This is a genomic window from Chamaesiphon sp., assembly GCF_041737865.1.
GTDB lineage: Bacteria > Cyanobacteriota > Cyanobacteriia > Cyanobacteriales > Chamaesiphonaceae > Chamaesiphon.
This window is the reverse complement of the sequence record NZ_JBGSQZ010000067.1, coordinates 1-19019: the sequence shown is the minus strand read 5'-3', so window position 1 is coordinate 19019 and position 19019 is coordinate 1. Positions and strand designations below refer to the sequence as shown.

The following is a 19019-nucleotide window of genomic DNA, read 5'->3' as shown; positions in this document are numbered from 1 at the left end:
CATCAACTATCAACTGTCAACTGTCAACTAATTACCCTGCGGTTACAGCTTGGGTATTACCATTCAAAGCAGCTTGAAGCTTTGCTTCATCTTCTTTGGATAGGGAAGTGCGTAAGACTTTGCCTTCAAATTTGCTTAAATCTGCCAAAACGCGATCGGGTGTAGATTTGCGAATTAATACAAAGATAGCAGAAGTACCAGGCTCGATCGTGCTGCCCAGATCGCGCATGAAATTGTCATCAATGCCGATATCGCTAAGTGCGCCTGAAAGTGCGCCAGCAGCAGCACCAACTAAAGCAAAAATCGGATTGAAGAAGAGTACACTCAGCAATACGCCCCAGTAACTCCCACTTACTGCCCCAGCAGCTACTAGCTCTTGGGCTTGTTTGATCTTAACTTTGCCCTCTTGATTTCTGACTACAACAGCAGCATCTTCTAGATCGACCAAGTATTCTGATTGGAGTCTTCTTAATTCGCTCATCACCTCGTCTGCTTTAAATTCGTCTTTAAAACCAACAACAATTAGGTCGCTCATTTGCTTATCCTTAACTAAATTTACCAGTTCAACTCGCTTATTATAAAAAACTAGGAGCAGTTATTCTCTCCTCCAACAGATAGAGAGTGATACTTTTAAGCCATTGCCATCGACATCTGACGGCAAGACTCAGCACAACGACGACAAGACTCGGTACACCGACGACAATGCTCGTGGTCGTGCTTGCTACATTCGGCAGCGCAACGATCGCAAGCCTCGGCACAAACGTCACACAGTTGGGCATGAAGGTCAGAATTACGAATCATCAACCGAGTGCAAAGCTCGCATAAATCGGTGCAGTCGCGACAAGTTTTGATACAATTTGCCATCATCTGTACCATTTCACTATCTAGACAAGCAGTGGCGCAGACTTCACAGTCTTGGAGACATTTCAGGCAAGCTTCAACACAAGATTCTAGTAGAGAATTGTGAGTTTGAGTGGCAGTCATCGGATTACTCCTAAAAATATTTAATGGCTTTTCGATCTCTGTAATCTCTAGTTACGCTAATTGTTTATCAGTAATAGATCTGTCGATCGATAGAGATCCACACTGTGATTTTCTCTGGTTTAGATCCCCAATCGATCGGACAAGCTAGGGAGATCGCCATCAACTTGAGAACTCGATGGTCATTAAGATAGCAACCGCCAACGAGTGCGAATCGCTATCAACTATCAACTATCAACTATCAACTATCAACTATCTACCTACTGCTAACTCCATCCGTCGTGCGTCCGGTCATTTCACTTTCATAGATCCGGTAAATGCTAATTACTTCTTCGCGTCCCCAGGAATCTATCCAAGTGCGATTGATGGCAGGTGAGAGGGTGGGATTTCGTTCTTTGACAACAGACATCATGCGATCGATATCTGGCTGCGCGGTGAGGCGTTTTGCTTTACCAGTGACAATGACACTGCGCCAATGCTCTGAGCTATGTAATTCTTCGACCTGTAGGCAGATATCGGGATCTGCCTCCATGTCATCAGTTTTCATCCCAACTGTTGTAAACATGTAGATCTGCCCATCATCGAGATAATAGTGCATGGGCATCACATATGGTTTCCCTTCGTGAATAACGCCGAGATGACCGTAGCCGATTTTGTGCAACACTTCATGAATCTCATCTTGTCCCATTTCATCAATGTCTAGCACGATCTTCTCTCCAAATATGTAGTTAACTTTAAACTTATGTCTGTTGAATCACCATTACCGAGCAATGTGCATGGTGCAAGACATAGTTACTGGTACTGCCTAAAAAGAACTCACTTAAAGCTGATTTCTGATTGCGTCCCATCACAATTAAGTCCGCAGACCAATTTTTAGCTGTTTCACAAATCATCACTCCTGAGTCGCCAAAATTTTGAGATGTTTCAGCTTCGATCTGATGCTCTTTAGCCTGAGCCGCATAAGATTGGAGCAGTTCCATTCCACGCTGTTCGCGATCTTGCCATTCTTGCTGATATTGTTGGACAGCCAGATCGTTCATCATCGGATAACTACCGCCCATGAATTGATTGCCCATAGTTTCAAAACTATTTTGGGTTTGATTTAGGACATGTAAAATCAGAATCTTGGCATTAAGTTTCTCAGCCAGCATTAATCCAGATTTTAAGATTTGTGATGATTCTGGAGAGTCGCCAGTTGCGATTAGTATTTTTTGCAGCATCATCTTTACTTTGATTTAAAGTGAATCGAAAAAATGCAGTAGCCTATTCAGACAGTGTTAATAAAAAAGTAAGATTTGTGTTTGCTTCGATCGCGTGGCGGGCGTTAGCAGGTATGAAAATAAACACTCCGGTTTCCAGGACATACTCTTTACCTTCGAGGAGCAATGCACCCTGTCCTTCGATGACATTTACCGTGGCATTACGACCAGAACTATGCTCGGCAATGTGCATTCCCATCGCTAGCGACATCAGTGTGTAGCGACAGTTTTCATTTTCTAGTAAAATCTTGCTCTTGACTCCAGTTTGGGGATATTCAATTACGTCCGTCCAACGAATGGCGGTCGTCTTCGATGACATGATGGTTGCAGTCATGGGATTAACCCTTGAAGGTTATTTTTTGAAGCGAGGGATTGTAGCGATCGTGATGCTTCCTGTTGGAAATCGCACTATGGAACGATCGATCTCAATATTAGATCTCAAATGTGAGGATCTTGTGAGGTTGGCAAATAACTCTAAACAAACTTTGCTTAGAGTTATTTGTTTAGAATCGATTCTCCAAGCGAGGAACGGCAATTACTGCAAATAGCACCCCATGCTGATTCTCCACTGGATGGGGTGCTATTTAGTTACTCGACCTCATGTTCGATCGTCAGTCGATCTGGCTTAAAGCGTTTTACCTGTGTTTTAATTCCTTGAGCAGATTCAGCCTGCAAGTCTTCTACATAGCCGGACATCGCTACGGTTGCTTCTCCTGCTTCGGCAAAGGGGCCAAAGTAGTAGGTACATTTGGGCTGAGTTGTCAAAACTTCGACCCACCAAGCTTGTCCCAAAAAATCTAGGATATTAGTCCAAATTTCTGAGATTTTCATTATTATGTCGTTTAAAATTGGTTCTATTATCGATTGCTAGGATAAAAAATATTTTTCTATTCTAGTATCGAGCCTTGATATTTATATATATTCAGCTTACCAAGCATTGCCAATCGATGAATCAATCAATAGGTAGATCTTTCGGCTGCCCGATCTGTCGCCCGAAGCAAAGGTCGATCCCCTAAATCCCGCTCGTCACAACGCTGTCAACTATCAACTGTCAACTATTTAATGACCGCCACCAGCTCCAGCCTCAACCTTCACCTTCTTGATAAATAAAATTGCTATCCCACTTAATAGCAAAGCAAAACCGATAAAATAAAAACAATCATTGAAAGCCATCACATAAGCCTCACGACGGACGATATTCTCGATCGACTTAAATGCCCGATCCTGCGCCGTAATCAAATCTGCCCCTCTACTCACAAATAACTGAGTCAATTCATCAATCCGCTGCTGAGTCGCCGGATTGTACAAGGATACGGCATCGCCCAACCGATTGGAGTGAAACTGTTCTCGCTGAGTCAATAAAGTTGCCAAAGCGGCAATCCCAAACGAACCACCCAAATTCCGCATCATATTAAACAAACCACTTGCCGAACCAGCTTGCTCCTTGGAAATACCCGCAGTAGCCACACCAGACAGCGGTACTAGAATCAGTGGTTGACCCATCGCGCGTACCAATTGCGACCACCGCAACTGGTCGATGCCAGTTAGATTAGTTAGATCTGAATTCATAAAGCAACTAACTGAAAATAAGCTGACGCCTACAGCAATTACTAAGCGGGTATCAACCAACTTAATCAGTGTTGGTACGAACGGAATTATGAATAGTTGGGGAATTCCCGCCCACATCAAAACTTCACCGATTTGGAGAGCATTATATTGTTGAATTTGGGCTAGATATAATGGCAAAACATAAATAGATCCATATAATCCAACGCCTAGCGATACATTGACAATACTAGCCAGCCCAAAATTTCGATTGCGGACTAGCCGCAAGTTAATAAAAGGCTGCTTGCGAGTTAATTCAATCCAGAAAAAGATTGATAGAAAAATTACGGCAATGATGCCCAGATAAACAATCAACGATGAATTAAACCAATCTTTGCGCGAACCTTCTTCTAATACTACTTGCAGCGATGCTAACCCGATTGCCATCGACAGAATTCCCCACCAGTCACCTTGCTTGAGCAACTCTGGTTTGGGTGGTTGTTGTTTGATGCCATACCAAACACCAGCAATGAGGATTAACCCTGGGATGACATTTAAATAGAAGATATAGTGCCAACTTAAATTATTTGTTAGCCATCCGCCTAATGTCGGCCCAATCGAAGGCGCAAATGTAGCTGTAATTCCAAATAACGCCAATCCGATCGGTTGTTTAGATGGCGGTAGACTGAGCAACATATTGGTAAATGCCATCGGAATCAAAATCCCACCTGTCGCCCCCTGAAAGGCGCGAAAAGTAATCATCGATGGCAAATCCCAAGCCGAAGCACACAAGACTGAAAAGAGGATAAATAGTGAGGCATTTACCAATATGTAGCGGCGGATCGAGAATACCTGCGACAACCAGCCTGTCAACGGAATCACCACAATCTCAGCAACCAGATAGGATGTAGAAATCCAAGAACCTTCCTCCAATGTTGCACCCAGAGCTGCTTGAATATCTTGAAGTGAGGAGTTGGTGATTTGAATATCTAGTACCGCCATAAATGCGCCAATCATTCCCGCACCCACCCCAATCCAAGTTCTCAGCGATACATAATCCGGTGGAAGGTTAGGGTTTTTACTTTGGTTACTAATTGCACTTGGATTTGCCACAGTTCTAACTCCAGATTGGTTAATTATCTTGTCGTTGGCGTATCGCTGTCCTCACTCTCAGGTTGTTGTACATGCAAGTCGGCTAGACTTTTGGTTAAGTTGATTTACCCCCCCAACCCCCCCTTATAAAGCGGATGCGCGCACTGTTCGGGTTCCCCGACAGTGTTAGCGTACCAAGCAGGGGGGGCTTTCGCTCCCTCCCTTTTATAAAGGGAGGCTCTGGCTCCCTCCCCTCTATAGAACGCATTTGAGATCTTCTCGTAAGAAGCTAATCGGTATCCGAAGAGAACTTGAGGGTGGCGATTTTCCTAGTGTAGGCAGAACCCGGATCTGGGGGTACCGACCCCCAGACCCCCCGTTGAGGAGCGGAACGCCGCCCCTCAAACTCCCCTGCGTACGGATGGCGTGTGAGTTGCGTAGTGCGGCATTCACTTCACTCTAGATTGTAGTTGGGAGTTACTTGACTAGAATTTAGTCTAGGGGTAAATTTCACTGAGACTTGTCGATCGGTTCTTGCTGAAAAGATCTCAAATGAGTTCTATAAGGGGTGGGGTAAAATCTACGCAACGACTCAAACGGACTTACACGTACATTTTTTTAACTTAATATGCCCTTCTTCCGATATATTTCGTAAACGATTTTCTTTAATGGTGGCAATTGCTTGCTAAAGAAGATCGATCCCAAGATACACGCACTACCAGCAATCATTAGCGTGGGGGTAGCACCGATCCGATCGGCTAAACTCCCGCCCAATAAACTTCCGAAGGGTGTAATGCCCAAAAATGACATCGTATATAAGCTCATCACTCGTCCGCGCTTATCATCCTCGACGATCGTTTGCAAAATTGTATTACCTGCGGCAATTTGTAAAATCGTACCTAGTCCGATCGTTAACATTGCCAACAAAGAAAGTGGTAAAAAGCGCGATAATGCAAAAGTAATCAAGCCAATTCCTAAAATTGCTGGCCCGATGACAACTAATTTACCGAGTCCGACTACTGTTGTTCTAGTAGCTAGATAAATACCCCCAGCTACGGCACCAACTCCTGATGCTGCTAATAAAAATCCCAATGTCTGGGCATCACCTTTAAGAATTTTATTGGCAAAAACTGGGACGAGTACGGTATACTGCATCCCCATTAAGCTGACTAAGCAGGACAATAATAAAATTGCGCGAATTGGCGGACAGCCAAAGGCGTAGGTAAATCCTTCTTTGATTTTTTGTAACGGATTTCCATCCGCAACTGGGATTGACTTAGGCTTAAATCGCATTGCTAGTAAAGCGATAATTACGGCAATATAACTTAGCCCATCGATCAAAAAACAATAGCCTTCACCTACTCTAGCAATCAGTAATCCCCCAATTGCTGGCCCAATTAATCGCGCTCCATTAAACATCGTCGAGTTAATCGCGATCGCATTGGGTAGATCCTGTTTGCGCTCTATAAGTTCAGTCACAAATACTTGTCTGGCTGGCGCATCAATGGCACTAATCGTGCCTTGAAATAAGCTCAACCCGATAATATGCCAGATCTCGATCGTATTAGTCAATGCTAAAGCAGCAAGGGTTAATGATTGCACCATCGACAGAATTTGGGTAGTAACCAAAATCCGGCGGCGGGGGAATCGATCGGCAAATACTCCTCCAAAAGGTGTCAGCAAAAAGTTAGGAATTTGACTGGTAAATCCCACCACCCCCAGCATAAAAGCCGAATTAGTAATGTGATAAACCAGCCACACAGTAGCGATTTGCGTCATCCATGTGCCGATCAGTGATATCCCTTGTCCGCCAAAGAACAGCCGATAGTTCCTCGATCGCAATGCGGGTGGTAAAAATCTAGATTCAGTTGCCTGCATATTAAATAAGTCGATTGTAGGGGTAATTCCTTCTAAGCAGTCCTATTTGATTTGTAAGAATATCGTAGGGTGTGTTATCGCGAAGCGTAACGCACCGAAGAGGCTCGATTCTCGTTCCGAGCATCTGAGCCGACATAAATGTCGCCTAATGGATGAAAGAAACTTTGGCTGGGGCTGTTGGGTTATCTCGTTCCGAGAGGCTACGCCAACGCCTTGCTCAACCCAACCTACAGATCCATGTACTGAGCCACTCCTAGGTTAAGTTCCTTAGAAGAGGCTGTGCCAACGAACAAATCTCACGAATCATTTAGGATTGCTATAGTGCGTAAATTGGGCGCAACCTTCAGGGAATGCCCCTACAAGTCATCCCTGAATTAAGTAACAGCTCTATTCGATCGCGACAGTAACTTCAGCAGACATACCAGGAGTAATCCGCGACTCATAACCTTTAACACTTTGGGGATCTAAGTTGACTTTAACGGGAATCCGTTGGACGACCTTAGTAAAATTTCCCGTAGCATTATCGGGTGGCAATAGTGAAAATTGCGCGCCAGATGCTGGTGAGATACTATCTACAAAACCTCTAAATATACAATTGGGAAAAGCGTCTAACTTAACTTCTACTGGCTGCTTAGGTTTGATTTTGCCCAGTTGGGTTTCTTTGAAATTTGCCACTACCCAAAAATTATTATCGACAACTGCCATTAGTGGCGATCCCGCTTGAATGCGGTTGCCAACTTCAACATTTTTACGACCGATCCGTCCGGCAGTAGATGCCGTAATATTTACATAAGATAGTTGCAATTGAGCATCTTTGAGAGACGCTTGAGACTGAGCGATCGCTGACTGTGCTGCCTCATACTGACTGCGGTTGACTGTTGTTTGTTGTCCGCTGGCGGTAGCTTGTTGCAATCCGCCTCTAGATGCTGCTAGTTTGGCTTGTGCGCTCGTAATTCCTTCTTGGGCTACTGCTAGTTGAGATTGCGCTCTAGCGACACCAACTTTGGCTGAGGCGAGTCGGGCGTTGGCTTGTTGGACTCCTTGGAGGGCAGAACTTTTTTGCCCTTGGGCGACGGCGTAGGCGGCTCTAGCAGTATCTAATTGTTGCCCTGCGACGGCACCTTGTCGAAACAAACTGTTGTACCGATTGTAGTCAGCCGTGGCTTTCTGGAGGTTGGCATCGGCTTGGGCTACCTGTGATTGTGCCAGGGGGATTCCAGCTTGTGCCTCTTGTACGACTGCTTGGGCTGCGGGAATTCCCGATCTCGCCTCTTGCACGGTAGCTTGCGCTGTACCGATGGCGGCTTGGGCGGTGCTGAGATCTCCCTGCGCTTGAGTCGTCTTACCGCTTGTGGTTTGGGATGCTAGCGCGATGTTGGCTTGAGCTGCATTTGCTTGTCGCCGCGCCGATTCTAGTGCAGCTTTTGCTTGCTGAACTTTATTTTCGTAGTCTTTTGGATCGAGCTTAATTAATAATTGCCCTGGTTGCACCTGCTGGTTGTCATTTACGACTACCTCAGTAACAGTCCCCCCAATCTTGCTGCTAATTTGGTGAATATGTCCGGCTACTGTAGCGTTATCTGTCGCTTGATGGGTAGAGGAGTATTGCCAATAACGATAACCAAAAGTACTCGCAGCGATCGCGCCAATCCCCAATCCTGCTAAAATTAGCACGATCGGTTTTTTCTTTTTCGGTGTTGGCTGGCGATCTTCTGGTACTTTTCCCGCATCTGGTGTCGCTGACGATTCAGGTTTAGTGGTTGTCAGATCCAGATTGCGCTCTTTGAGATTGTGTCGATCCAGCGTCAAGTCTTGCTCGGATACAATGATTTTGTTGGGATCGGAGCTGTTATTTCCGTTACTGGTTAGCGTTTGCATTGTTGATTTTCAATAAAAAAATAACAGTTAATCCTAGCCGCAGTTATTCCTGATTCAACTCAGGCAACTCTGTGATGTAAAGATAAGTAGATATTTTGTATGCGTACTATCTTGACAGTATTAAAACGTTTGCGCTTCTGTCGATCGGATGAACTTGGCGCAACGTTGGCTACGCCTACCGGAGGTAATCGAGGTATCCTTAAATTAATTGATAATTGATAATTGGGTTTTTAGGATGGGGATTTAGCGGATGCAATCACGCGGAGGTCTCCTCCGCATGTGTTGCACCAAGCAGATCCATAATTTTCGTTAACTGAGATTGGCGATCGCTTGGTTGAGTACGTGTGAAAATTGTTCGCGATCCTGTGGAGAGACACCTTCCCAAGTCTCCTCATGTAAGTCGGCGACTAGCTGCGGTAAGACATGCTCTAACTCCTTTCCCGCATCAGTCAACCAAATCCGACAGATCCGCCGATCCTGGTTATCGCGTTCCCTTCGCACAAATCCCCGCTCCTCCATCCGATCCAACACTCCCGTCAGAGTACCGCCCACCTGCTGCAATTTCTCGCCAATATAAGAAGTCGGAATTCCATCCTCTTGCCACAAGCAACAAAGCACCAACCAGTGAAACGGTGTCAACCCAAACGGTTCGAGTCGATCGCTAAATTTCCGATAGAGTAATTGAGACAGCAATTTGATCCGGTACCCAGTGCTATGTGGTGCCCTAAATTCTTGCCCTAACGTCGATGATGCAGCTTTAGTCGATCTAGATTTCATTTAGCTAATTACTTAGCGTGCGTACTATTATTTTGACACGGGCTAAGAGTTATGTCAAATCGAGCGATATAGCTTCCCTCATAAGTACGGGAGAGCCGATCGGCAACTAGTTCTCAACTGTTTCTGTAGGAATGTAGTTAGATTTAGATAATAATCTAGCTCGACGTTGTTGGAGCAAGTGTTTGTCTAGGGCAGCTATAGCTTCATCTAGATCTAATGTGCATAAGTCCAAGAGTCTACCAGCTTCTCTGATGTTGGCAATCGATTTTGCTCTAGTTTCAGCATTGGGAATTTTAAAGTCGTTACTCATGATTAATTCCAATTACGTTGGATTTCTTGCAGACTGGCAATACTAGCAGCTAACGCAGCTTCTGTTGATTCAATAGAACGATACAATAAATTTAACACATCATTAGGAGCTACTGGTTGAGATTGGGCAGCTTTGAGTACTAGAGTATGTAATCTTGAGTACGGAGACAATAGCCGTTCCCGAATACTCTGAAGTTCTTCGAGTTCTGGCAAAGTTTCAGCGGTTTCTCCCATCTGTTCTAGTAGCCTAAATTCTAAGGCTGTGGTGGTATCGACGCTCTCGATAATTCGACGTTGTAGGGTGAAGATGTTGGTAAGGACAGGATCTGGTAATTTAGCCACTGATAAATTATAGAGTGATATTCCGCCTTCAATCTAGCAGATTTGGAAGAGCGATCGAGCGGTGTTTACCAAAGAAAAGGTTTTCAGCTAATCTATGCGTAAAATTAAATTGTACTTATCCTATCTTCTCCAAATTGACTAAATCTATCATGGTGGTAGGCACCACCTCCCACGCTGGCAAATCATTAATTACCGCTGCTATCTGTCGGCTCCTCGTTCGCCAAGGGTGGAAAGTTACCCCCTTTAAAGGGCAGAATATGGCTCTAAATGCCTATATTACCGCCGATGGTAAAGAAATAGGTCACGCGCAGGCTGTTCAGGCTTGGGCGGCGAAAATCGAGCCGCGAGTAGAGATGAATCCGATCTTGCTCAAGCCTCAGGGCGACATGACTTCTCAGGTAATCTTGATGGGTGCAGCCGTGGGCAGAGTTCAGGCGGCAGATTATTATCGGGATTATTTCGATCGCGGCTGGGCGGCGATTACTAGTTGTTTGGATAAATTAGCTTTAGAATTTGATTATATTGTTTGTGAAGGTGCGGGGAGTCCAGCCGAAATCAATCTCAAACATCGCGATCTGACTAATATGCGAGTAGCGAGTTATTTACAGGCAAATACTGTTTTAGTTGCTGATATCGATCGCGGTGGTGTATTTGCACACATTGTTGGTACTTTAGAGTTATTAGAACCCGAAGAACGCGTATTAATTAAAGGGTTTATTATCAATAAATTTCGGGGACAGCGATCGCTATTGGAGTCGGGAATTACTTGGCTGGAGGAGCGTACGGGAATTCCGGTCATCGGGGTCATCCCGATGTTAGACCAAGTATTTCCATCGGAAGATTCGTTAGATTTATTAGAACGTCGATCGCGAAAACCCAATGCAGATTTGACAATTGGGGTCGTCAGATTTCCCCGCATTTCCAATTTCACAGATTTCGATCCACTCGATGCCGAACCGACAGTCAATCTCAAATATATTACGACTAAAGATGAATTAAATAGCTGCGACGCGGTAATTTTACCTGGCTCGAAAACTACCATCGCCGATCTCCAATGGTTGCAAAAAACTGGAATTGCGGCAATGCTGCCAGATTACCTGAATAATAACGGTACAATTATCGGAATTTGTGGCGGCTTCCAAATGCTCGGTACCACCCTCGCAGATCCAGTCGGAATCGAAGGCATCCCTGGAGAATATCCAGGCTTAAACCTGTTCCCGCTCCAAACCACCATTACCGAAACCAAAACTACCCGCCAACTGACTACTACCACCAATTATCCCAATGCGGGCGTGTCGATCGCTGGATACGAAATCCATCAAGGTACCACCCAATGGCACCCCGATCGCCCTGCTAGCGACGAATACGAGCAATTATTTGCCGATGAAAGTCTGGGGATTGTCGATCGAGAACTCAAACTTTGGGGCACATATTTACACGGCATCTTCGATAATGGAAACTGGCGCAGAAATTGGCTAAATCAGATCCGCTCTCGCCGCAATTTGGCTCCCATCACTACCGAAGTGCCGGACTATCCCAGTCAGCGCGAGGAGATTTTCGATAAATTGGCAGACTCGATTTCCGAGTATCTGGATTTATCTAAATTACAATAGATATTCTCAGAAATCGAGCATGTGCGATGGTATGGCAATTCATGAATTGCCATACCATCTAATTGCAGAGGTATCAGCTCGTAGATTTCTAAGTATCGGTAAATAGCCGAACTTGACTATTTTACTAGGAAAATATCTTTTAACCATTCACTATACACCTTTAACTTTTCACTTTCTACTCTCAAAATGACTGAGCCAGAAGTTACGATTTGCTCCGATTATTTATCATCAATAGCGGCAACCGAATTATATTTCCAATTACGCGATCGAATTGAGTGGGATCTGCGGATTAGTGCGCGTAAAACTGCTTGTTTCGGACTACCTTATAATTACTCTGGCTTGACCTACGAACGACAGCCGATGCACTCTTTACTGCAACCTGTATGTAAACAGCTCGAAGCGACATTAGGGTTTGAACCGAATAGCTGTCTTGTTAACTATTACCAAGATGGTCGCGATAAGATGGGGTTTCACTCCGATGAAATCGATAATTTGGAAGCTGGAACACAGATTATTATTATCTCTTTGGGTACCGAACGGAAGCTGTCATTTCGATCGAAAGCCGACTATGAACAACGGCTAAATTATCTATTACCACATGGTTCATTGCTGTATATGAGCCAAAAAACTCAAGAATTTTGGAGTCATGCCATCAAACGAGCTAATGTGATGGACGGGCGAATTAGTCTCACTTTCCGGCGGATCGATCCATCATACCGACCGTTATCAACGCTAACGCTTGAACCACAACGGCAATAAAGATAGGAAAACCAAGAAACTGGCTGCAAGTCCAAATTGAAGCCGATCTCCATCTTGAAGTGCCGTTTTGCCAGCAGCACCCAACCAAGTATAGGCGATCGTGCCGGGAACAATCCCGATAAAAGTTGCGAACGTGTAAACTTTGAAATGAATTGGGGTCAGAGCTAGGAAAAAATTAATCAGATTAAATGGAGCGATCGGTGCCAAGCGTAAAGCTAAAATTAGATTAAAAGCATTGCGCTGTTTTTGCGTGGTTGCTGTTGCTAAGGTGGGATCTTCATCAATGTTAGTAAATGCTCGATCGAACTTCTTCATCAATTTGTGCTGACCGAAATTGGCAATCGCCCAATCTCGAAAAACATACCGAGTCAGATAAAATGCTCCTACTGCGCCCAATGTCGCTGACAATATCGACCAAGCTGTCCCCCACACCAACCCAAATACATAGCCTCCAGCCAATGTATGAATCGTAATCGGCAAGCCTAGCACTGCCAATAATACATAGGTAGAAATAAATGTGGGCACAGCCCAGATTCCCAATCTTTGCAGGTAGTCAGTGAGAATTTCTCGATCTAATAAGTTCCGCGCTGGAGTAGTGAAAAATAGGATAATTACTCCAACCAATAGGATCGGTTTAAAGTATTTGCGAACATGCTGCTTTAGTTTGGATAAGATTGGACGATTTGACACGATCTCAAATTTATAGTATTTACTTTTCCTGTGGCAATATCAAGATCGAGCTGCTGCGTAAATCGATCGCCGCAAAGATGCTCAAAATATCACATTGCCATTCCGGTAATATTAAAGTCATCGCCATCTCTTCAATGCTATTAATCATACACATCCCGATCGCCAACCAGAGCAAATTAGCATCATCAAAGCCAAATAATCTCACTGTGGCAACTAGCAACGTCAATCCCCAGATTTTGGCAGTATAAGTATGAAAACTGGGAAATTTCCTAAACTTGAGCCAACTCATGGCATATAAAGAAATTTGCGCGATCGCCGCCAGTAGTAACGGCACTTTAAAATCAATAATTATCTGGGGATATACCAGCCACGCACTAGCCGCAACGCACAGATACAGACAAATATCGGCCCAACTATCCGCCTGTCGCAGCCGCGTCGTACTCACCCCCAGTCGCCGCGCGATGATGCCATCAAAAATATCTGAGAGGACAGCGATAATATAACCCACCAAGAACCATTTACTGACAGCTAGATCGATCGCATCGAGCAGCAATAACGGCGCGATTGCCAAGCGAATACAGACTAAAATACTGGGGATATAGGCGAGTTTCAGCATGGGAGGTACATCATAGATCGGTTAATAGTTTGCACATCTAGAGCAGCCGCTCGATGTGTCTAGTCATCTCTACAATCGCAGCTCACCCGATCGCGAAAAATCAGGCTAAAATTAAGATTGTAAAGAAAGTTTAAGACGCGCTTTGCTACCCTAGAGCGAAGCTTGCCAAGTAGATACATGGATGAGGAGCGATATCTTCCTCTGTCACACAGCACATCATTTCAGAGAACTGCATGAATTTACTGGAGTCAATTGCCCCATTTGATGGTTATATTACCGCCATCGCTCAAGATGTCTTGGGTTTATTGGGCATGGATGTGGAGGTACAAAACCCCGAACGTTTACCCCAATCTGGTCCACTGCTGATTGTCTCCAATCACCGCAGCTTTCTCGACCCCTTTTTGCTGACCAGTTTCCTAAATACTCCCATTAACTTTGTCTGTCACCGCTTTATGGGCAATGTTCCGGTGTTGCGCGAGGTCTTACAGAGCTGTGGTGGTTTCCCTCTGAGCGACGACTGGTACCCCGATCTACTGCGTCATTCTACCAAATTGCTCGATCGCGGCAAAATCATCGGGATCTTTCCTGAAGGTGCGGCTCCGATGCTCAACACCCCCATACCACATAGCGCATGTCATTTTTATCGGGGCTTTGCTCATATAGCATTGCAAGCGGCGGTACCAAATTTACAGATTTTGCCAGTAGCAATCCGATCTCAATCTGAAATCCAGTGGCCAGCCGTGCCCCTAAGTATGCTTCAATACTTAGATCCTTCAGAACCACTGTTTAAACAAGATGGCTGGCATCCAGCAGTACTGTATCAAAAAGTATCGATTCGGCTGGGTCAACCTTTTTCGCTCGCACCATACCAGGATCGATACCACGGTCGTCAAGCTGGTAAAGTGGTAAAAGAATTGACCGCCACTTTATCGCAACAAGTTGCTGACCTGCTCTCCGCGTAAACCATGCAGCTTTATCCCCTCAGTTTTTTTCAGCCTCGACCCGCACAGCCGCACCTACCACTGTTTGTATTCTTTCCAGGGATGGATGGAACTGGTCAATTATTGTACAAACAGATCGATCGGTTGGCAGCTAGATTTGATATCCGCTGTTTGGCGATTGCTGGTAACGATCTAACGAATTGGGCAGGTTTGGTCGATCGATCTCTCCAATTGATTGCGACCGAATTGACTGAGGGGCGAGATATATACTTTTGTGGCGAGTCCTTTGGGGCTTGTTTTGCGATGCAGGTAGCGGGGCAAATGAGTGCCAAAATTTGTAAATTGGTACTGATCAATCCTGCTTCTTCATTGGTGCGATTACCTTGGTTAGCAGGCGGAAGTTCGGTGGTCAGACTGCTCCCAGATGCCCTATATCCACTCTCTGCCAGAATTTTGGTGAACTTTCTCATTGATGCCGATCGAGTTGCCGCACCAGACCGTCAGAGCTTGCTCGATGCAATGCTTTCGGTTCAGCCGCGGTCAGCGGCTTGGCGACTGGATTTACTCCGGCATTTTCAGATTCATGCAGTCTTGCCAAAAATTATTAATATTCCAGTGTTGCTCATTGCTGGAGAACTCGATCGACTCTTGCCATCGCTGCCAGAGGTACGCATTCTTCAGCAACTTTTACCTAAGTCAAAAACCACGCTCTTACCCAATAGCGGACATGCTTGCCTATTAGAAAAAGATATTTATTTAGCCGATCTGTTATGACTATGCAGACAGTACAACGACCGGAAGTCGTCGCTAGTGGTGCAAACACCTGTGCGGACTAAATCTAGTGTATTAACAGCCTTGGCGAATCCCACATCTAATAAACATCAAATCGGCTCGATCGACTATGCTATTCCGCGAACTGGTTTTAGAAAACTTTGGTTCTTACTTAGGCAAGAACACTATTAATTTATTACCGGATCTGTCGGCAGATAGTCGCCCGATTATTCTGATCGGCGGGATGAATGGTGGCGGGAAAACGACGATTATGGATGCAATTCGGTTAGCTCTATATGGTGCCCGCGCTCAATGCTCGACACGAGGAAGTTTGAGTTATGGGGATTTTCTCGATCAGTGCGTCAGTCGTCAAACACCATTAGTAGAAAAAGCTAGAATCGAACTAGCATTTCAGGTCGCCGAGGATGGGGATTTGCGAGATATTCGGATTGTTCGCTATTGGGAACGCAATCCAAAAGAAGGGAAGGATACGTTAGGAATTTTAGTTAATGATTGGGCGGATAAAGCTCTGCTCAATACTTGGGATGAGTACATCGAAAATATTTTACCATTAGGGATTTCTAATCTATTTTTATTTGATGGCGAACAGGTCAAGGAATTGGCAGAGCAGGAAACTCCACCTGTCGGTGTATTCGATGCTATTCAATCATTGTTAGGATTGGAGTTAGCCGAACGGCTTGCGGCAGATTTAGATGTACTAGTCAGCCGAAAGCGGCGAGATGTGGCAACTAGTAAACAACTAGAAGCGATCGATGAAATCGAATCTAAATTAGAGCAACAACAGTTAGAATTAATCGCGGTACGAGCCGAATTAGATAAGCTTGAAGTAAAATTAGCAATCGCGATCGAACAAGAAGAACAAGCCTTTGATAAATTCGTCTTGGAAGGAGGCAAAATCGCCGCTGGCGGGAAAGAATTAGAGCTAGAATCAAAAGCAATTCAAATTCAAATCGAACAGCAACGTCAAGAGCTAGCTAATCTGGCGGCGGGTAGTTTACCTCTAGCATCGATCGCACCGTTACTAACTCAAGTCCAAGCTCAAGGATCGATCGAACTCCGCCATCGTCAAGGTAAAGCCGCCCTAGATTTATTAGTCGATCGCGATCGCCGATTACTCGCATACCTCCAGCAACAGGATATTTTAAAAACCCAGATTGCTAATATTCAAGCCTTCCTAGAGAGTGAAAATCACAGCTTAACTCAGGAAGTTGAACTAGATCGATCGGTTTATTTGGGTGTAGATGATGAGGTAATGAGTCAGTTAGATAATATCCTCAAATATGACCTCGATCGAGACATTCAAAAAAGTTTCGAAATCCAAACTAAATTAACCAAACTCGAAGCCGATCTAGATTTTCTCGATCGCCAAATAGCTGAAGCCGCATCGCCAGAAGAATATCTCCGACTCAAAGCCCAAGAAACCGCCGCTCGTGAGCTAGTATCTCAATTCAAGGCTGATAAAATTAGTAGCGATCGCCGATATCTGGAACTCGATCGAATTACAACTAAAACTAGACAGGAATTAGCAACCTATACCGAAACAAATATCAAGCTTAAAAACGACCAGCATATTATTGATTCTGTTGCTAAAGTCAAAGCAACGTTACAAATATTCAAAGAAAAGCTGACGCTCAAAAAAATCAATAAGCTCGAAAACGAAGTCACCGAATGTTTTCGCTACCTATTACACAAATCCGAACTCGTGCAGCGAGTGACGATCGATAGTACAACATTCACACTCTCTCTCCACGATCGTGAGGGCAAGTTATTACCAAAACATCGACTTTCAGCAGGTGAAAAACAACTCCTCGCGATCGCTTTATTATGGGGATTAGCACGAGTATCGGGACGACAATTACCGATCGCGATCGATACACCATTAGGTAGATTAGATTCCTCCCATCGTACCAACCTGATCGAACGATATTTTCCCGCCGCCAGTCAACAAGTGATCCTCTTATCCACAGATACCGAAGTCGCCGAAAGTGAAGTAGCAAATTTACGCGCACAAGGTGCAATTACGCGCGAGTATACATTAGAACACGATCCAGGCGAACAGAGAACTAGGGTTCGATCGGGTTATTTTTGGTAATACTATTAAATTATAAAATTAGGTGAGGTATGACTATTAAAATCATCGATTTGTTTGCTGGAATCGGCGGAATAAGACTTGGCTTTGAAGCTCATGGCTGTGAATGTGTCTTTTCGTCTGAATGGGATACAGATGCCCAAAAAATGTATCAAGCTAATCATGGCGATCAGCCTGATGGAGACATCACTCAAATCGCTCCTGAAGATATTCCCGACCATGATATCTTACTTGGAGGATTTCCATGTCAGCCATTTAGTATTATTGGAAAATCTCTTGGTTTTGCTGATACGCGGGGAACGCTATTTTTCAACATCGAAGAAATTCTAAGAGTAAAGAAGCCCTATGCCTTTATGCTTGAAAATGTAAAGCAACTTAGATCGCATGATTCCGGTCGTACTTTGATTATCATAAAAGAAAAGCTAGAAGCATTAGGCTATTTTGTTCATATAAAAGTTCTGAATGCTTTGGATTTTGGTCTTCCACAGAAAAGAGAGCGGGTAATTATTGTTGGCTTTAAAGAAGATATAGATTTTAGTTTTCCGATACCCCTAGGTTCCTATCAACTGCTATCACAGATTTTAGAACCCGATCGTGCTATAGATATTTCGTACTTTGCAAATGAAAAAATAGTAGCCAATCGCTTAGAAAAAATAAAAAAAGCATATTCAACACCTTCTATCTGGCATGAAAATAAGGGAGGTAATATCTCTGCATTACCTTATTCATGTGCATTGAGAGCGGGAGCATCTTATAATTATCTATTGGTAAATGGAAAAAGACGTTTAACTTCTAGAGAGATGCTAAGACTGCAAGGTTTCCCAGAGACATTCAAAATTGTCGTTAGCTATCAAGCTATGCGAAAACTGACAGGTAACAGTGTCGCAATCCCAGTAATCGAGGCTGTTGCGAGTAACATGATAGACGCAATTAAACAACTTCAACCGAAACAAGGCAAGAAAGAATACAAACAACTAACCCTTTTAGAACCTATTAACGCATGACTCTGGAAAAAGCAAAAGCTGCATTAGATCGAATTATAAAAATCAGCAGAGTACATTTATATAAGCCGATCCAGATTGCCGAGATACTACATCGCGATCGAGTTAACCAAGATATCGATTTAACCGATATCGATACATATCGAAATACATCCAAAGCTTGGCGAAATACGATAACCGATCGATTCGTTGGGCGCAGCAGCTCATCATCAGCAGAGTATCAAGAAGCCCTTTTCACCAAAGCTATACCACCTCAAACATTAGTAATTTTAGGTGAAGAGAATAGATTAAAAGGTGGGATTATTGAAGCATATATTTAGGGCTTGCTGAAGATCTCAGCAAGCCAATCACTGCAAGGGTTTTGAGCCTTTTTTCAGAAATTAAGTGCAAGGTTTTGACGTTGAAAGGCTCAAAACCCTTGCACTCGATCGCTTGAATCTGGCGATCGAGTGAGAAT

At 44.2% G+C, this 19019-nt stretch carries 21 protein-coding genes; 7 read left to right on the top strand and 14 right to left on the bottom strand.

Translation table 11 applies throughout. The features are described from left to right. Positions 1-31 precede the first annotated feature (31 nt). From ACEW9J_RS04955 to ACEW9J_RS04900, 12 genes are all read right to left on the bottom strand, one after another. On the bottom strand, positions 32-535 hold the full coding sequence (locus ACEW9J_RS04955; RefSeq protein ID WP_373544029.1) for a DUF1269 domain-containing protein: 504 nt from the start codon (positions 533-535) through the stop codon (positions 32-34). Positions 536-630: 95 nt separating this feature from the next. Continuing rightward, positions 631-984: a four-helix bundle copper-binding protein gene (locus ACEW9J_RS04950; RefSeq protein ID WP_373544028.1), complete on the bottom strand. Its 354-nt coding sequence runs from the start codon at positions 982-984 to the stop codon at positions 631-633. Positions 985-1237: 253 nt separating this feature from the next. Continuing rightward, positions 1238-1687 (bottom strand): pyridoxamine 5'-phosphate oxidase family protein, encoded by a 450-nt coding sequence (locus tag ACEW9J_RS04945; protein ID WP_373544027.1) that lies wholly within the window; start codon positions 1685-1687, stop codon positions 1238-1240. Between the two features lie 34 nt (positions 1688-1721). Then, the gene (locus tag ACEW9J_RS04940) at positions 1722-2204 is read right to left on the bottom strand and encodes a universal stress protein (RefSeq protein WP_373544026.1); all 483 of its coding nucleotides are present in this window, start codon (positions 2202-2204) and stop codon (positions 1722-1724) included. A gap of 40 nt (positions 2205-2244) precedes the next feature. Next, the gene (locus ACEW9J_RS04935; protein WP_373544025.1) at positions 2245-2574 is read right to left on the bottom strand and encodes a cupin domain-containing protein; all 330 of its coding nucleotides are present in this window, start codon (positions 2572-2574) and stop codon (positions 2245-2247) included. Positions 2575-2828: 254 nt separating this feature from the next. Continuing rightward, positions 2829-3071: a DUF1816 domain-containing protein gene (locus tag ACEW9J_RS04930; protein ID WP_373544024.1), complete on the bottom strand. Its 243-nt coding sequence runs from the start codon at positions 3069-3071 to the stop codon at positions 2829-2831. A 228-nt stretch (positions 3072-3299) separates the two neighbouring features. Beyond that, entirely contained in the window at positions 3300-4898 is a 1599-nt protein-coding gene (locus ACEW9J_RS04925) for an MDR family MFS transporter (protein ID WP_373544023.1), read from the bottom strand. Between the two features lie 597 nt (positions 4899-5495). Further along, entirely contained in the window at positions 5496-6755 is a 1260-nt protein-coding gene (locus ACEW9J_RS04920; RefSeq protein ID WP_373544022.1) for an MFS transporter, read from the bottom strand. A gap of 387 nt (positions 6756-7142) precedes the next feature. Further along, complete coding sequence (locus ACEW9J_RS04915; RefSeq protein WP_373544021.1) at positions 7143-8633, bottom strand: HlyD family secretion protein; 1491 nt, start codon at positions 8631-8633, stop codon at positions 7143-7145. Positions 8634-8942: 309 nt separating this feature from the next. Next, positions 8943-9410, bottom strand: coding sequence for a MarR family winged helix-turn-helix transcriptional regulator (locus ACEW9J_RS04910; protein WP_373544020.1), 468 nt, complete (start codon positions 9408-9410; stop codon positions 8943-8945). Between the two features lie 106 nt (positions 9411-9516). Continuing rightward, a complete protein-coding gene (locus tag ACEW9J_RS04905) occupies positions 9517-9720 on the bottom strand; it encodes a hypothetical protein (protein WP_373544019.1) in 204 nt (67 codons plus the stop codon). A gap of 2 nt (positions 9721-9722) precedes the next feature. After that, complete coding sequence (locus ACEW9J_RS04900) at positions 9723-10061, bottom strand: hypothetical protein (RefSeq protein ID WP_373544018.1); 339 nt, start codon at positions 10059-10061, stop codon at positions 9723-9725. Positions 10062-10210: 149 nt separating this feature from the next. On the opposite strand from ACEW9J_RS04900, the gene cobQ reads away from it, so the two are divergent. Both cobQ and ACEW9J_RS04890 read left to right on the top strand, forming a co-directional pair. Beyond that, a complete protein-coding gene (gene cobQ, locus ACEW9J_RS04895) occupies positions 10211-11674 on the top strand; it encodes a cobyric acid synthase CobQ (RefSeq protein ID WP_373544043.1) in 1464 nt (487 codons plus the stop codon). 186 nt (positions 11675-11860) lie between these two features. Beyond that, positions 11861-12433, top strand: coding sequence for an alpha-ketoglutarate-dependent dioxygenase AlkB (locus tag ACEW9J_RS04890; RefSeq protein ID WP_373544017.1), 573 nt, complete (start codon positions 11861-11863; stop codon positions 12431-12433). Here ACEW9J_RS04890 and ACEW9J_RS04885 read toward each other — a convergent pair. Together ACEW9J_RS04885 and ACEW9J_RS04880 are read right to left on the bottom strand one after the other, a co-directional pair. After that, positions 12407-13123: a TVP38/TMEM64 family protein gene (locus ACEW9J_RS04885; protein WP_373544016.1), complete on the bottom strand. Its 717-nt coding sequence runs from the start codon at positions 13121-13123 to the stop codon at positions 12407-12409. The genes ACEW9J_RS04890 and ACEW9J_RS04885 overlap by 27 nt on opposite strands. 19 nt (positions 13124-13142) lie before the next feature. After that, a complete protein-coding gene (locus ACEW9J_RS04880) occupies positions 13143-13739 on the bottom strand; it encodes a CDP-alcohol phosphatidyltransferase family protein (RefSeq protein WP_373544015.1) in 597 nt (198 codons plus the stop codon). Between the two features lie 233 nt (positions 13740-13972). Here ACEW9J_RS04880 and ACEW9J_RS04875 point away from each other — a divergent pair, with 233 nt between their 5' ends. The 5 genes from ACEW9J_RS04875 to ACEW9J_RS04855 all read left to right on the top strand — a co-directional run bounded on the left by ACEW9J_RS04875 (position 13973) and on the right by ACEW9J_RS04855 (position 18882). Beyond that, complete coding sequence (locus ACEW9J_RS04875; RefSeq protein WP_373544014.1) at positions 13973-14701, top strand: lysophospholipid acyltransferase family protein; 729 nt, start codon at positions 13973-13975, stop codon at positions 14699-14701. Positions 14702-14704: 3 nt separating this feature from the next. After that, positions 14705-15454 carry an alpha/beta fold hydrolase gene (locus ACEW9J_RS04870; RefSeq protein ID WP_373544013.1) on the top strand — a complete coding sequence of 250 codons (750 nt, stop codon included), beginning with the start codon at positions 14705-14707 and terminating at the stop codon, positions 15452-15454. 127 nt (positions 15455-15581) lie between these two features. Then, positions 15582-17564 (top strand): DNA sulfur modification protein DndD, encoded by a 1983-nt coding sequence (dndD, locus tag ACEW9J_RS04865; RefSeq protein WP_373544012.1) that lies wholly within the window; start codon positions 15582-15584, stop codon positions 17562-17564. A gap of 29 nt (positions 17565-17593) precedes the next feature. Then, a complete protein-coding gene (locus ACEW9J_RS04860; RefSeq protein ID WP_373544011.1) occupies positions 17594-18565 on the top strand; it encodes a DNA cytosine methyltransferase in 972 nt (323 codons plus the stop codon). Beyond that, the gene (locus tag ACEW9J_RS04855; RefSeq protein WP_373544010.1) at positions 18562-18882 is read left to right on the top strand and encodes a HaeII family restriction endonuclease; all 321 of its coding nucleotides are present in this window, start codon (positions 18562-18564) and stop codon (positions 18880-18882) included. Before ACEW9J_RS04860 ends, ACEW9J_RS04855 begins: the two co-directional genes overlap by 4 nt. Positions 18883-19019 lie beyond the last annotated feature (137 nt).

Coding starts and splice junctions, on each gene's coding strand:
- ACEW9J_RS04870 (WP_373544013.1), top strand. CDS start 14,705: ATGCAGCTTTATCCCCTCAGTTTTTTTCAGCCTCGACCCGCACAGCCG.
- ACEW9J_RS04955 (WP_373544029.1), bottom strand. CDS start 535: ATGAGCGACCTAATTGTTGTTGGTTTTAAAGACGAATTTAAAGCAGAC.
- ACEW9J_RS04920 (WP_373544022.1), bottom strand. CDS start 6,755: ATGCAGGCAACTGAATCTAGATTTTTACCACCCGCATTGCGATCGAGG.
- ACEW9J_RS04905 (WP_373544019.1), bottom strand. CDS start 9,720: ATGAGTAACGACTTTAAAATTCCCAATGCTGAAACTAGAGCAAAATCG.
- cobQ (WP_373544043.1), top strand. CDS start 10,211: ATGGTGGTAGGCACCACCTCCCACGCTGGCAAATCATTAATTACCGCT.
- ACEW9J_RS04860 (WP_373544011.1), top strand. CDS start 17,594: ATGACTATTAAAATCATCGATTTGTTTGCTGGAATCGGCGGAATAAGA.
- ACEW9J_RS04880 (WP_373544015.1), bottom strand. CDS start 13,739: ATGCTGAAACTCGCCTATATCCCCAGTATTTTAGTCTGTATTCGCTTG.
- ACEW9J_RS04875 (WP_373544014.1), top strand. CDS start 13,973: ATGAATTTACTGGAGTCAATTGCCCCATTTGATGGTTATATTACCGCC.
- ACEW9J_RS04930 (WP_373544024.1), bottom strand. CDS start 3,071: ATGAAAATCTCAGAAATTTGGACTAATATCCTAGATTTTTTGGGACAA.
- ACEW9J_RS04940 (WP_373544026.1), bottom strand. CDS start 2,204: ATGATGCTGCAAAAAATACTAATCGCAACTGGCGACTCTCCAGAATCA.
- ACEW9J_RS04855 (WP_373544010.1), top strand. CDS start 18,562: ATGACTCTGGAAAAAGCAAAAGCTGCATTAGATCGAATTATAAAAATC.
- ACEW9J_RS04935 (WP_373544025.1), bottom strand. CDS start 2,574: ATGACTGCAACCATCATGTCATCGAAGACGACCGCCATTCGTTGGACG.
- ACEW9J_RS04950 (WP_373544028.1), bottom strand. CDS start 984: ATGACTGCCACTCAAACTCACAATTCTCTACTAGAATCTTGTGTTGAA.
- ACEW9J_RS04915 (WP_373544021.1), bottom strand. CDS start 8,633: ATGCAAACGCTAACCAGTAACGGAAATAACAGCTCCGATCCCAACAAA.
- dndD (WP_373544012.1), top strand. CDS start 15,582: ATGCTATTCCGCGAACTGGTTTTAGAAAACTTTGGTTCTTACTTAGGC.
- ACEW9J_RS04890 (WP_373544017.1), top strand. CDS start 11,861: ATGACTGAGCCAGAAGTTACGATTTGCTCCGATTATTTATCATCAATA.
- ACEW9J_RS04910 (WP_373544020.1), bottom strand. CDS start 9,410: ATGAAATCTAGATCGACTAAAGCTGCATCATCGACGTTAGGGCAAGAA.